This window comes from Kineosporia mesophila, assembly GCF_021129235.1.
Classification (GTDB): domain Bacteria; phylum Actinomycetota; class Actinomycetes; order Actinomycetales; family Kineosporiaceae; genus Kineosporia; species Kineosporia mesophila.
On the sequence record NZ_JAJOMA010000034.1, the window covers coordinates 25,785 to 38,788 of the forward strand.

9 protein-coding genes are annotated in these 13,004 nt (G+C 70.6%); 5 read left to right on the forward strand and 4 right to left on the reverse strand.

The window, feature by feature from the left end:
* The first annotated feature begins 7 nt into the window (after positions 1-7).
* Positions 8-451, forward strand: a complete 444-nt coding sequence (locus LR393_RS31795; RefSeq protein ID WP_231488905.1) for a hypothetical protein — start codon at positions 8-10, stop codon at positions 449-451.
* Here LR393_RS31795 and LR393_RS31800 read toward each other — a convergent pair whose 3' ends face one another.
* Positions 452-1,030 carry a hypothetical protein gene (locus LR393_RS31800; RefSeq protein WP_231488906.1) on the reverse strand — a complete coding sequence of 193 codons (579 nt, stop codon included), beginning with the start codon at positions 1,028-1,030 and terminating at the stop codon, positions 452-454.
* Positions 1,031-1,148: 118 nt separating this feature from the next.
* The gene (locus LR393_RS31805; protein ID WP_345718815.1) at positions 1,149-2,921 is read right to left on the reverse strand and encodes a CocE/NonD family hydrolase; all 1,773 of its coding nucleotides are present in this window, start codon (positions 2,919-2,921) and stop codon (positions 1,149-1,151) included.
* 342 nt (positions 2,922-3,263) lie between these two features.
* On the opposite strand from LR393_RS31805, the gene LR393_RS31810 reads away from it, so the two are divergent.
* Positions 3,264-4,382 (forward strand): AI-2E family transporter, encoded by a 1,119-nt coding sequence (locus tag LR393_RS31810; RefSeq protein ID WP_231488908.1) that lies wholly within the window; start codon positions 3,264-3,266, stop codon positions 4,380-4,382.
* 36 nt (positions 4,383-4,418) lie between these two features.
* Here LR393_RS31810 and LR393_RS31815 read toward each other — a convergent pair whose 3' ends face one another.
* Positions 4,419-4,961, reverse strand: a complete 543-nt coding sequence (locus LR393_RS31815) for a DUF4395 domain-containing protein (RefSeq protein WP_231488909.1) — start codon at positions 4,959-4,961, stop codon at positions 4,419-4,421.
* 46 nt (positions 4,962-5,007) lie between these two features.
* Entirely contained in the window at positions 5,008-7,191 is a 2,184-nt protein-coding gene (locus tag LR393_RS31820; protein WP_231488910.1) for a HelD family protein, read from the reverse strand.
* Positions 7,192-8,101: 910 nt separating this feature from the next.
* Between LR393_RS31820 and LR393_RS31825 the strand changes: the two genes are divergently transcribed.
* The 3 genes from LR393_RS31825 (at position 8,102) to katG (ending at position 12,947) form a co-directional block, all read left to right on the forward strand.
* Complete coding sequence (locus LR393_RS31825; RefSeq protein WP_231488911.1) at positions 8,102-8,308, forward strand: cold-shock protein; 207 nt, start codon at positions 8,102-8,104, stop codon at positions 8,306-8,308.
* A 1,016-nt stretch (positions 8,309-9,324) separates the two neighbouring features.
* On the forward strand, positions 9,325-10,716 hold the full coding sequence (locus LR393_RS31830; RefSeq protein WP_231488912.1) for a DNA-binding protein: 1,392 nt from the start codon (positions 9,325-9,327) through the stop codon (positions 10,714-10,716).
* Positions 10,717-10,751: 35 nt separating this feature from the next.
* The gene (katG, locus tag LR393_RS31835; protein WP_231488913.1) at positions 10,752-12,947 is read left to right on the forward strand and encodes a catalase/peroxidase HPI; all 2,196 of its coding nucleotides are present in this window, start codon (positions 10,752-10,754) and stop codon (positions 12,945-12,947) included.
* Positions 12,948-13,004: the final 57 nt, after the last annotated feature.

Below are 13,004 nucleotides of genomic sequence, written 5' to 3' on the forward strand. Positions count from 1 at the left end.
TGAACGGATGGACGCGATCGTGCACGCATCGTTCGAGGTTCCCCCACCGCTCACCTCGCCCCGGTTCCGGTTCGAGCCACTGGCCGGGCACCACAACGACGTGGACCTGCCCGCCTGGACCTCCAGCATCGAGCACATCCGCGCGAGCCCGGGTTTCGCCGGGCGCGGGTGGCCCGCCGGACCGGTCTCCGCGCAAGAGAACCTGCGTGATCTCCTCCGCCACGAACGGCACCGGCAGGAGCGCAGCGGATTCACCTACGCCGTGTTCTCCGGTGACGAGTACGTGGGCTGCGTCTACTTCTACCCGCCGCGCACGCCCACCCACGACGTGGACGTCCGGTCGTGGGTCACCCAGGAACGCGCCGACCTCGACCGGCCGCTGTACGAGGCCGTCAGCCGCTGGCTCCGGGAGTGCTGGCCCTGGAAGCAGCCCGACTACGCCGAACGCTGATCAGCCACCCGCGCCGACGCCGTTGTCCGGGGCGTTGTCGCCGGTGATGTCGCCCCGCTCCACGATCTCGGGGGCCGGGGGCAGCAGCGCCTCCAGTTCGTCGGCCCCCGCCGGGTGGGCGTCCTGCGCCGCCGACCGCACCACGTCGGCGCTCGTCCCGCTCACCCGCACCAGGGCGTCGCCCCGGGTCAGCGCGTACTCCTGCCGGCCACCGGACTCCCGCCGCCAGCCGTCGCCGTCCCGCGTGCACGTCACCGTCGCGTCGGCCGTGGTTGCGCCCGGGATCGGCAGCGCCGCGCAGGAACTCGCGTCGATGGAGCCGCGCTCGACGGTGAGCCGCAGGTCGTCGCCCCGGGCCGAGGCGTAGATGCCCTGGTACCCGGCGTCGCCGTAGACCCCGCTGCCCCCGGCCACGGCCTGGTACCCGTCCACCTCGGTCACGTACACCAGGTCGACGTCGAAACCGGCCGCCTGCGCCCGCTCCTGCTGGGCCGGGGACGGGTCGGCCCCCTCCTCACCGCACCCGGCCAGACCGAGGAGGAGACCCACTGCCACGACTACCAGCAACCGTTTCGTCACACTATGAACGATAGAGCGGCCGGGGCCCCTCCCTCCCCCGGCGCGCCGTCGGCCGGACCAGACCCGCACTTCTCCCGGATGTCCCCCCTGGGGCCCAAATGACGTGCGTCACGACCTTTCAGGAGCGGCCGAGGGAGAACGTTCCCGGGCCGACACCCGTGAGGACGCGGGTGTACTGCCTCAGGTAGGTGTCCAGGAACGGGGACCGGTCGCCCTGGGTCGGGACGTCGGTGCGGGGATCCTGCCGGGACAGGGCGAGTTTCGCCCCGGTGACCGCGATCGTGTTGCCGCTCGGGGTGTCTCGCCAGCTCCCGCTGCCGATGGTGCCGATCTGGACGCCCAGCTGGTGGCCCACCTCGAAGGTCCAGTCGGTGGACTTCAGGTCGAACGCGACCCGGCCCTTCTTCTCGATCAGCGCGACGTTCTCGTCGAACATCACCGCGGTGCCGTCCGGGGCCACGTCCCACAGCCGCACCATCACGTTGCCGGTCGCACCGGCCTTCAGGGTGATGCCCGGCGTCGCGGTCAGCCGGACCCGGGACGTGACCGGCTTCGACCAGCTCAGGTAGCTGTTCGTCGTCGATGCCGCGAGGCTCCGGGCCGCGGGCGGGGCGGGGTCGGCGGCGTGTTCCGTGTCCCACTGCTGATCCCCGGGTGCAGCTTTCGCCGCCAGGGTGGACGCGGCGCCGTCGTCGACGTACTGCCCGTCCGGCAGAGTGGCGCTCAACTCCGACGTCGCCGCCGGCCAGGTCGCCTGCGCCCGCCAGGCGCCGGTGCTGTCCTCGATCGCGTACGCGGGGTCCTTCACCTGCGGCCGGATGCCCTTGAGGTAGTGGTCGTAGAAGCGCATGACCTCGTCGAAGAAGCCGGCGCGGCCCTGCAGTAGTTGCCCCTGCCCGTTGGTCTCGTTGCCCCGCACGTGTTCCCACTGCCCCAGCCAGCCCCGCTCGACGCCGCGGTGGTTGTCGAGGTAGAGCTCGATGTCCTCGGGCTTGGTGTTGTTCTCGATGAATCCCTGGGTGACGAACAGCGGCGTGTTCGTGCCGGCCGCCTTCGCCGCGAGATTGCGCGAGCGCCAGTAGGCCGAGTCCGGGTCGGGCTCGTTGTTGTTCGTCAGGTTGGCGGCCAGGCACTCGGGGTGCGTCGCCTCGTAGGCCGCGTTGGCCTGGTACCGGGCGGAGTCGTCGGGCATCGCGGCCATCGTGGCGATGCCGTTGTAGGCGTTGGGTGTCCCGGTGACGTTGGGCCGGGGGACGCCGTTGCTGAACAGGTAGTCGTACATGTTCCACACCGGCTCCTGGGCGACGACCGCCTTCAGGGCCGGCTGGCGCAGGTCGTTGCCGACCAGGCCGGTCGAGGCGTCGTACGACTTCCCGTACATCCCGACCTTGCCCGTCGACCACGACTGGCTCGCCGACCACTGGATCGCGGCCTTCACGTCGGCCTGCTCACCGGGCCCCACCCAGTCCAGGCAGCCGGTGCTCCCGCCGAATCCCCGCAGGTCGACCGTGACGTAGGTGTAGCCGCGGGCGAAGAGGTCGGTGCCGCTGGTGAAATCGGCGAACCGGGCGGACGGGCCGGTCCGGTCGAAGCCCTCCGGTCCGGTCTGCCCGGCGTGACCGAAGTACGGGCCGACCGCGAGGATCACCGGGGTCTTCGCGCGGGCCGGCCGGTCGGCCGGGCGCAGCACGTCGGCATGGAGCTGGACGCCGCTGTGGTCGGAGGATGGGAAGTAGGCCTCGGTCCACACCGAACCCTCCGGCACGCGGGGGTTCTGCTCATGGGTGACACCCGCAGGAGCTGGTGCCGACGACGGGGTGGCGGCCTCGGCCGCACCACCGACCGCGAGATTCCCGACGACGATCAGCGCACCGGCAACGGCGGCTGTCATCCCGTGGCGCAGGTTCACAGGACCTCCCGGAACAAGGAAAGGGACACCTCTCGGAAGGCGACACGTTAACCCGCGAAAGTCCTTTTTGTCCCGTTCTCAAGATGGTGCGGGAGATCACGCACCGGGGACCTCGTCCCCCGCCGGCACCCGGCGCCCGTACGACGACCCGCGCGAGCTGCTGGTGAGCCGATCGCCCGGAGTCGCCCGCCGGTTCCCCGGCGTGGGGCGCTCGCCATCACCGTCCCGGCACGGGATCATCATCGGTTCCGATGATCATGCCGGCCACGTTCAGGATGCGGGGCCGGCGCCGTGCCTGGAGACTCACCTGTGACGCAAAGAGCAATGAACCCCGACAGGACCCAGTCCGCCCTGCGGACCGCGGCCTGGACCTCAGCCCAGTTACTGGTCGTTCTGCTCGCCGTCTGGGTGGGACTGAAGCTGCTGGGATCCGCGTGGTCGATCATCTGGCCCCTGGTCCTCGCGCTCCTCTTCACCACCCTGACAGAACCCCTCGCCCGGTTCCTGCGCAACCACGGCTGGCCGGCCACCGCGGCGGCTGCCGCGGTCACGGTCACCGCGCTGCTGATCGTCGTCGGTGCGCTGGTGCTGATCGTGGTGCCGGTGGCCGCGCAGTCCGACCAGCTGGTCGACGGGGTGACCCAGGGCATCCAGCAGGCCCGCGACTGGGCCGCCGGACCGCCGCTCAACATCGGTGACGACCAGGTGACCAAGGGCGTCGACTCCGCCGTCGCCAAGGTCCAGAGCAGCGTCAACGACATCATCAACGTCACCCTCTCCGGCGTGAGCACCATCGTGAACGGTGTCGTGACACTGGTTCTCGCGGTGTTCCTGATGTTCTTCTTCCTCAAGGACGGCACCCGGTTCCTGCCCTGGCTCTCGCAGCAGCTGCCCGGCCGGCTCTCCCGCGACGTGCCGATCGTGGCCCTGCGCAGCTGGACCATGCTCGGGTCGTTCGTACGCTCGCAGGCGTTCGTCGGCATGCTCGACGCCGTCTTCATCGGGATCGGGCTGTGGCTGGTCAAGGTGCCCCTGGTGCTGCCGCTGTCGGTGCTGACGTTCGTGGCGGCGTTCGTGCCGATCGTCGGTGCGCTCTTCGCGGGCTTCGTGGCCGTGCTCATCGCCCTGGTCTTCAACGGTTTCACCGCGGCCCTGATCGTGCTGGGCATCATCCTGCTGGTGCAGCAGCTCGAGGGAAACGTGTTCCAGCCGATGATCCAGAGCCGCGGCCTGGGGCTGCACGCCGCGGTCGTGCTGCTGGCGGTGACCCTCGGCGGCACCCTGGCCGGGATCGTCGGCAGCCTGCTCGCGGTGCCGGTGGCCGGGGTGGTCGCCGTGCTCTGGGCCTACCTGCGCGAGGAACTCTCCGACCCGGTCTCCGAACCCGAGATGACGGCGGAACAGGTGGCCGAGGAGGACGACGGCGAAGCTGCCCCGGCCTGAGAGCCGGGAGGCCTGATCGTCGGGTGGACGAGGCGCTTACGGGGTGACGGGGCGTGCCCCGATGTTCGCGCACGCCTCACAGGTCGAGGCGGGGATCAGTCCCAGCCGCATGAGAACGGCGAAGATCCGGCAGCCCACGCAGAACCCGAGGGCCGACTCCAGCCCGGCGAACACGATCATCATGCCGAGCAGCACCTGCGCGACGCCCGCCGCACCGGTGGCGGTGGTGACCACGGCCACCGTGGTCACCACCGCACCGATGCCCTGGGCGAACCGCTTGGGCGGGCCCGCCACCAGCCGGGCCGGGCCCAGACGCGGTGCGATCACCCGGGTCGCGAGCTGCCCCAGCGGGCTGAACCGGGGGCCGGCCAGTACACGGGCGATGAAGCCGTACGCCAGCAGCACACTCAGCCACAGCCAGCCGGTGCCGGCCACCAGGCTGAGCCCGAGTGTCAGAGCCGACAGCACCACCACCCCGGCAGCCACCGACCGCGCGGCCAGTTCGTTCACCGGGTTCGGGAACGAGAACAGGCCGGGGGAGACGGAGACGACGGGAACGGGGGCGAACTGGCCTGTCATCGTCTGATCCTTCGGCTGGCACGGTGGAGCGACCGGGCCATCATGCCTACTCATCCGGCAGGAAAGAAAGTGGCTCCTCGCCGGTGAGACGCAGCTGACCCAGTTCTTGCGTACACCGGGTGAGCGCCACGTACAGTCCGTTCCAGCCCCGGGGCTGGCGGGTGATGCCGTGCGGGTCGACCACCAGCGTCGCGTCCCACTCCAGACCCTTCGCCCCGGTCGCCGTCAGCACCGGCACATCGCCGGCCGCGGCCGCCCGCAGGGCCTTCGACACCGGGACGACCCAGCGGTCCGGGGCCACCACTCCCACCGTGCCGCCGGCCCATCGCTCGCCCAGAGCCGTGACCGCCTGGACCACAGCGGCCGGCAACCCGGCCTCGTCCACTGCTGATTCCCACGGGCTCACCCCGGACGAACGCACCCCCCGGGGCGGGTCGTTACGGCTGCCGGCCCTCGCGAGCACCGGGCCGGTGAGTTCCATGACCTCGCGCGGGGTGCGGTAGCAGATGGTGAGATCGGCCTGGGTCCAGCGCTCGCCCAGGGTGGCCCGCACCGCCTCGTCCCAGCTGGTGTGCCGGTGCGCCGCCTCGGTCTGGTCGATGTCGCCGACCGCCGTCACCGATCCGGTCGGACAGCGCCGCACCACCATGTGCCACTGCATCTCCGAGAGTTCCTGGGCCTCGTCGATCACCACGTGCCCGTAGATCCAGCCCCGGTCGGCCCGGGCTCGATCGGCGACGAAATCCTCGGTGCCGTGGTTTTCTCCGGCCCCTTCGGCCACACTGCCGAGCTGGTCGGCCACCGCGTCGAGCAGGGGCACGTCACTCGGCGCCCAGCCCGCGGGTTCACCGGTGACGAGGGCGATCTCGTCGTCGTCCAGGGGGGCCGCGCTCGCGTGCCGGCGCAGCCGGGCCTCGTCGTGGAGCAGCTGGGCCAGCACGGTCTGCGGGTCGAGGTCGGGCCACCACCCCCGCAGGAACGTGGCGATGTCGGCGCTGCCCGCGATGCGCTCGCGCAGGTCGTCCACCTCGTCGTCGGACATCGTCCCGTCGATCTCGGCCCCCACCGCCGTACCGGCCGGGGCGATCGACTTCTTCGCGCCGCGGTCGAAGACGGCCAGCACGTCTTCCAGACCTTCCTCGACCTCGGTGAGCATCGCCTCCCGGCGCTCCACCACGGCCTCGGTGAGGATCTGCCGGACGTGCTCGGTGAACACCCGCCGGGCGTGGTGGTAGGGCCGGCCGGACACCGACCGCAGGGCCTGCCGCACAGCCTCCTCGGACACCGTGTACGACTCCCCCTCCCAGCGCAGGGTCAGGTCTTGCGGCTGCGGCCGCAGCGAGGCGACGTGGCTCTCGATCGCGGGCTGCCATCCGGCCCGGCCCTTGATCTCCGCGGCCCGCCGGCTCTCCGCCCGGCCCACGGCGATCCCGGGGATCAGGGCGTCGAGCGTGCTCGACACCACCGCGGTCTCCCCCAGCGCGGGCAGGACCTGGGCGATGTAGTCGAGGAACCGGGCCGAGGGGCCGAGCACCAGCACGGCCTGGTCGGCCATCTGCCGATGGGTGAACAGCAGGTAGGCCACCCGGTGCAGGGCCACGACCGTCTTGCCCGTGCCAGGACCGCCCTGGACGATCAGGGGGCTGGTCGCCGGGGCCCGGACGATGTCGTCCTGTTCGCGTTGCAGGGTCGCGATCGCGGTGGACATCTGCCCGGTGCGGCGCTGCCCCAGGGCCGCCAGCAGGGCACCCTCGCCGACGATGTCGCCGCCCGGCTCCGCCGACTGCGCGTCGAGCGGCTCGTCGTTCACGCCGACGACGGTGGCCCCGTCGACGCGCAGGTGCCGGCGCCGGGCCTGACCCTGCGGATCCAGCGGCGTGGCGGTGTAGAAGGCCCGCGCAGCCTCGGCCCGCCAGTCCACGACCAGCGGATCGGCGTCCTCGTCCTCCTCGCGCAGACCGGTCCGGCCGATCCGCCGCACCGTCCCGTCCTGCGCGTCGAGGCGCCCGAAGACCAGTCCGTCGCGGGACCGGCGCAGCTCCTCGTACCGTTGCCGCAGGCCCCGGGCGCGCGCCTTCCCGGCGTGATCATTGGATGTGTCTCGGATTTCGCGTTCCAGATGCACGAGCAGCTGATCGTGGCGCAGCAGGGCCCGGTCGAGGAACTCCTGTTCCCGGGCGACGGCGAGTCGCTCGGGGCCGGACAGATCGCGCATGAGAAGCCTCGTCACGTAGGAGCGGATGCGCGGTCACAGTAACGGCCCACCGCACCCGGCCGCCAATCCGGAATCCGGCCAATTCTCCTGGGAAGAAAGAGGTCTCAGATCCTTGCCATCACCCCGAGAGCCGTGTCCTCGAGATTTTCCCGATCGCCGGCCGAGTCTTGACACCGGCCCTCGCGGCTGATCGCACACCAGCCCCGGGAATCAGGTGAGGAACAGCCCGACGGCGACGACGAGCGCAGATAACCCACTACGGTGCAACAGATTACGTGCGTCAGTGACGTCCGGGCCCGACGCGCCCCGGTCAACCGGACCCGGAGCGCCGTCGACCACCACCGTGGTCACGCCGACGACGGCGGAGCAAACGTTCTTCGGGGCGCCGATGCGGCGTAGCGGCTCGTCGGGGGCGGGGATGCCAGGCCGGCGGCGAGCAGCAGGAACGGCACCACGACGCCGAAGGCGGCCCGGAGCGTGAAGAGCAGCAGAACTCTGCCGCGCCCGGCACCACGACGACCCTGGGGACGATGCCCACGACCCGCCTCCGCAGATCGCGTTCACCACCCCGGCCACCCGACCGCCGCCGAACCGGGCAGCCACTTCCTGCGGCGTCATCAGAATTACTCCCCGGCTTTCTCGGCTAACAGACGAAAAGGCCTCATCGATCGTTCCCCGGATCGCGCGCAACGATCCGCGTGCGGATCTACGCCAGATCCGGACGACCCGCCGGGGCGCGACACGGGAAATATTGGGGCAAAATGTCGGTCTGGCCAGGCAAAACACCAGGTGTTTCCCCCTGATGAGCCAATCTGGCGCCATGTACCTGGTGGGTAACCCACCAGAAAGCCCGAGAAGGCTCTATGCTGGTGCGAGCCCCGCTAAGGCAATAAGGCAAGAGCGGGCGTCTGGGTTTGGGAGAAACATGGCACAGGGCACCGTCAAGTGGTTCAACGCCGAAAAGGGATTCGGCTTCATCTCGGTCGACGAGGGCGGCGCCGACGTCTTCGTCCACTGGTCGGCCATCCAGATGGACGGCTACCGCTCGCTGGACGAAGGCCAGCGTGTGGAGTTCGAGGTCACGCAGGGCCAGAAGGGCCCGCAGGCCGAGGCCGTGCGGGCAGCTTCCTGACCGCAGCCTTCCAAAGGCTTCGCGGCTCGGCTCTGCCGTAGCCGCAGCTCATGACAGTTCTCGCTTGGTGCTGGCTCCACCACGCCAGGCATAGACCCTGCTCATTCAAGGGCTGACCTAGTCGCCCCGAGCAGACCAGACGTATCCCGGCGCGGAGTCTGACCAGGGCTGTTGATGAGCAAACCGGAAGTGCGTCCGGCCTTCGGGCCGGGCGCACTTCTACGTTCCGGGGTTGTACGTTGCTCGCAGTTCTACGTTCGGGTGGGCCCTCCGAGATCGAGGTCGGCCCCTGGCCGGCCCACCGGACACTGCTGAGCCGTGGCCAGGAGCCTGGTCCCCACCGGAAGCGGCGACTCTTCACGGCCCGCAGCCTCGCTCCTGTGACCACCGACCTGCACTGGTCACCCGCTTCCCCGTTCGACGCGACGCATCCGGGGAAGGTTCACATGATCACGAACTGGGTGGAGGGCGAGTCGTCACCACTCCCGGTCAGCTGCTTCCGGCCCTTGCGACATCCGCTCGGCCGCGACCCGGCATCTGCTCTGCACCCACGCCGCATGCGGCAGGCATCCGGCTGGCACCGGTCCGGCGTCTGCCCGGCATCGGCTCGGTGTACTTCGGGGCAGCATCGGAGAGTCCTCGGGGCACTACTGACCTGGGTCGAAACCTGAGAGGTGTTCGGGCGGGGTTCTTTCGAGTCGCTGTCTTCACCGGCTTACTTGTTCGCCGAAAGCCGAGGAGATGAGTGGCCGGAAATCCCGGTCCGGCATTGTTGATCAAGGCAATGCCTCTGCCCAGTTCCTTCACAGCCCCGAAATGATGCGTTCATTCACCGGGCTTCTTCTACGGCTGTAGGAGTCGCGGCTCAAGACCGGACCACTACCCGCGCCATTTCGCCGCCGGGCGCCCGGGGGGTGGTGGCCAACCCGCGCGCCGGTACCTACAGTGGGGTTGCGAAACCGTTACACAACGGCGGATGTCACCCCGTGCCGGCGAACCAAAGGCGGTTCTCCACCATGAATGTCGGGCAGCGGCGCGAACCCCTGGTCACCACCGGGGGTGCCGTCTACGAGGCGTGGGAACGGTTCGTCCAGGGTGACGACCGGGTGCTGGGGGTGAGGCCGGAGGTCGCGATCTCCTGGCACCGCTGCCGGGAGCAGTACCGGGTCGACCCGCACCTGCGCCAGGCACCGATCGCCGTGACCGAGATCGAGCACACCCCCGAACACGACGGGGTGTTCGCCGAGCTGGGGTTCCGGGCCGCGAGTGTGGCCCAGGACGTGAGTTTCGCCGGCGGGGTGGTCACCGTCACCGATTCCACCGGGCGCATCCTGGCCGCCTGGGGTGATCCGGCCACACTGGGCCGGGCCACCGAGGCGAACATGGCCCCGTGGTTCTGCTGGTCGGAGTCGGCGGTCGGCACGAACGGCATGGGCATGGCCCTCCAGACGCACGGGCCGGTACTGGTGAAGGGCGCCGAGCACTGGTGCCGGGCCTTTCACGACTGGACCTGCGCCGGTGTCGCGGTGCGCGACGTGGTGACCCGGGAGCCGATCGCGGTGCTGAACGTCTCCTGCTGGCGCAGCCGTCTGCCCTCGTTCGCGGGCAACTGGCTCGCCAACGCGGCCGCCACCACCCAGGGTGTGCTGCGGCAGAGGGCCCGCAACAGCGGCGCCGAGCTGGTCGCCGTCTACACCCAGGCCTGCTCGAACCGGGGTGGGACGACGACCGCCCTGGCCGCGATGGATCCGGCCGGCAAGGTGGTGATCGCCGACGACACCGCGAGCGTGCTGCTCGGGGTACCGGCCTCGACCCCCGCCCTGGACGCGACCGTGCGCTGGAATCCCGGTCTGCCGGAACTGATCAGCGCCGTGCGGTACGGCTGCACGCAGGCCGCGCGCAATCCCGGCTGGGTCGGGTCCACGCAGATCTTCACGCATCTGACGGATGAGCCGATCCCGATCGTCATCCGCCCGGTCTTCCTGTCCGGCCACCTGATCGGCAGCCTGGTGTCGTTCGGCGACCATCACGAGGTCCCGATGACCCCGGCCCCGGAGGAATCACCGCCGCCCCCGCGCCGGGTGGTCGCGACCCGGGAGAACCGGATGGTGCTGCTGCGCCTGCCCGAGGTCAGTTTCGCCGAGTCCGACGGCAGCGAGGTGTGGCTGTCGACCGATCAGGGACGCCTGCGGGCGGCCTCCCCGAGTCTGGACCGGCTCGGCGGCGAGCTGACCGAGGCCGGGTTCCTGCGGGTGCACCGCCGGTATGTGGTCAATCTCAGCCGGATCCGCGAGATCGAACGCGGCCGCGGGGGCGAACTGCTCCTGATCATGGACGACGCCTCCGACGACCCGGTGCCGGTCTCCCGGCGCAACGCCCCGGCCGTGCGGCGCGCCCTGGACTTCTGAGAACTCCGAGATACCCCGAGCCGGAAAGGATCTCCGTGGAAGGACAGGCGAACGGGGGCGGGCTCGGCCTGCCGCCGACCCCACCGGACCGGCGCCCGCGGGCGTCCTCCAGCAACCGGGACTGGTGGCCCGACCACCTCGACCTGACCGCCCTGCGGCGGCAGCCACCCGACACCGAAGGCTACGCACAGGCTTTCGCCACCCTCGACCTGGACGCGCTGGCCGCCGACATCGACGCCGTGCTCACCACCTCCCAGGACTGGTGGCCCGCGGACTTCGGTCACTACGGGCCGCTGGTGCTGCGCATGGTCTGGCACTGCGCGGGCACCTACCGGGCCCAGGACGGGCGCGGCGGCGCGCGGGCGGGCCTGCAGCGCTTCGCCCCGGTGGACAGCTGGCCGGACAACCGGAACCTCGACAAGGCCCGGCGCCTGCTGTGGCCGGTCAAGAAGAAGTACGGACGCAGCATCTCCTGGCCCGATCTCATGGTCCTGGCCGGCAACCGGGCCCTGGAGTCGATGGGATTCACCACCGCCGGGTTCGCCGGTGGGCGCCCCGAGGTACTCGAACCCGAGCCGGTCTACTGGGGCCCGGAACGCGCCTGGCTCGGCGACCAGCGGCACACCAACGTCCGTGATCTCGAGAATCCGCTGGCGGCTGACCAGCTCGGCCTGATCTACGTGAACCCGGAGGGGCCGAACACCGTACCCGACCCGGTGATGTCGGCGCGCGACATCCGGCGCTCGTTCGCGCGGATGGGGATGGACGACGAGGAGACCGTGGCCCTGATCGCCGGGGGCCACTCCTTCGGCAAGACCCACGGTGCGGCCGATCCGGAGAAACACCTGGGCCCCGAACCTGCTGCCGCCGGGCCCGAGAACCGCGGAACGGGCTGGCGCAACCGCTACCGCACGGGTAAGGGTGAAGACACGATCACCAGCGGCCTGGAGGGAACCTGGACCGCGACCCCGACAACGTGGGACAACAGCTACCTGGAGAACCTGTTCCGCTTCGAGTGGGACGTGGCGCTGAGCCCGGCCGGGCTGTGGCAGTGGATTCCCCGGGCGGGTGAGGGCGCGGGAACCGTCCCGGATGCCCATGACCCCGGACGCACCCACGCGCCGACCTTCCTGACCACCGATCTGGCACTGCGTTTCGACCCGGCCTACGAACGCGTGTCCCGGCGGTTCCTGGAACATCCCGACCAGCTGGCCGACTCGTTCGCCCGCGCCTGGTTCAAGCTGACCCACCTCGACCTGGGACCGGCCGAGAACTACTGGGGACCGCTGGCCCCGCGCGATCCCCTCCCCTGGCAGGACCCGGTACCGCCCGCCGAAGCCGCACCGGTCGGGGCCGAGGACGTCGCCGAACTGCGCCGCCGCATCCTCGATTCCGGTCTACTGGCCACCGATCTGGTGCTCACGGCCTGGGCGTCCGCCGCGACGTTCCGCGACAGCGACCGGCGCGGCGGGACGAACGGCGCCCGCGTGCGCCTGGAGCCCCAGCGCGACTGGGCGGTCAACGACCCGCAGATGCTCATGGACGTGGTGCGCACCCTGGAGGAGATCCGGGAGTCCTTCAGTGGTGACCCGGTCTCGCTGGCCGATCTCATCGTGCTGGGCGGCTGCGCCGCCGTGGAGAAGGCCAGCGGGTTCCGGGTGCGGGTGCCGTTCACCCCCGGGCGTACGGACGCGTGCGCACAGTCGACCGACCCGGTCTGGTTCGGCTGGCTGGAACCGGTGGCGGACGGATTCCGGAACTACCGGGGCCCGCACGCCCGCCGTCCGTCCGAGCACCTGCTCGTCGACCGCGCGTCCCTGCTCACCCTGAACGTGGCCGAGACCACCGTGCTGGTGGGCGGTCTGCGCGCGCTGGGGGCCGTGCCGGGCGGATCGTCGCTGGGTGTGCTCACCGGCACCCCCGGCGTGCTGAGCAACGACTTCTTCGTGAACCTGCTGGACAACGATACGCAATGGACGATGGTCCCCGGCCGGGGAGGGACCGAGGAGACGTTCGAGGGCTGGGTCGGCAGCCGGCGCCGGTGGACCGCGAGCCGGGCCGACCTGGTGTTCGCCGCGAATCCGGAACTGCGGGCGGTCGCGGAGACCTACGCGAGCGACGATGCCGGGGAACGGTTCCTGCGGGACTTCGCCGCCGCGTGGGACAAGATGATGAACCTGGGCCGGAACCTGGGACGGTCCGGGCGGCCCGCATCGGGGTGTGAACGGTAGCGGACGGCGGCTGGGCGGTGACGCCCGCGAGAACCTGTTTCATCAGCGTAAAGTCGC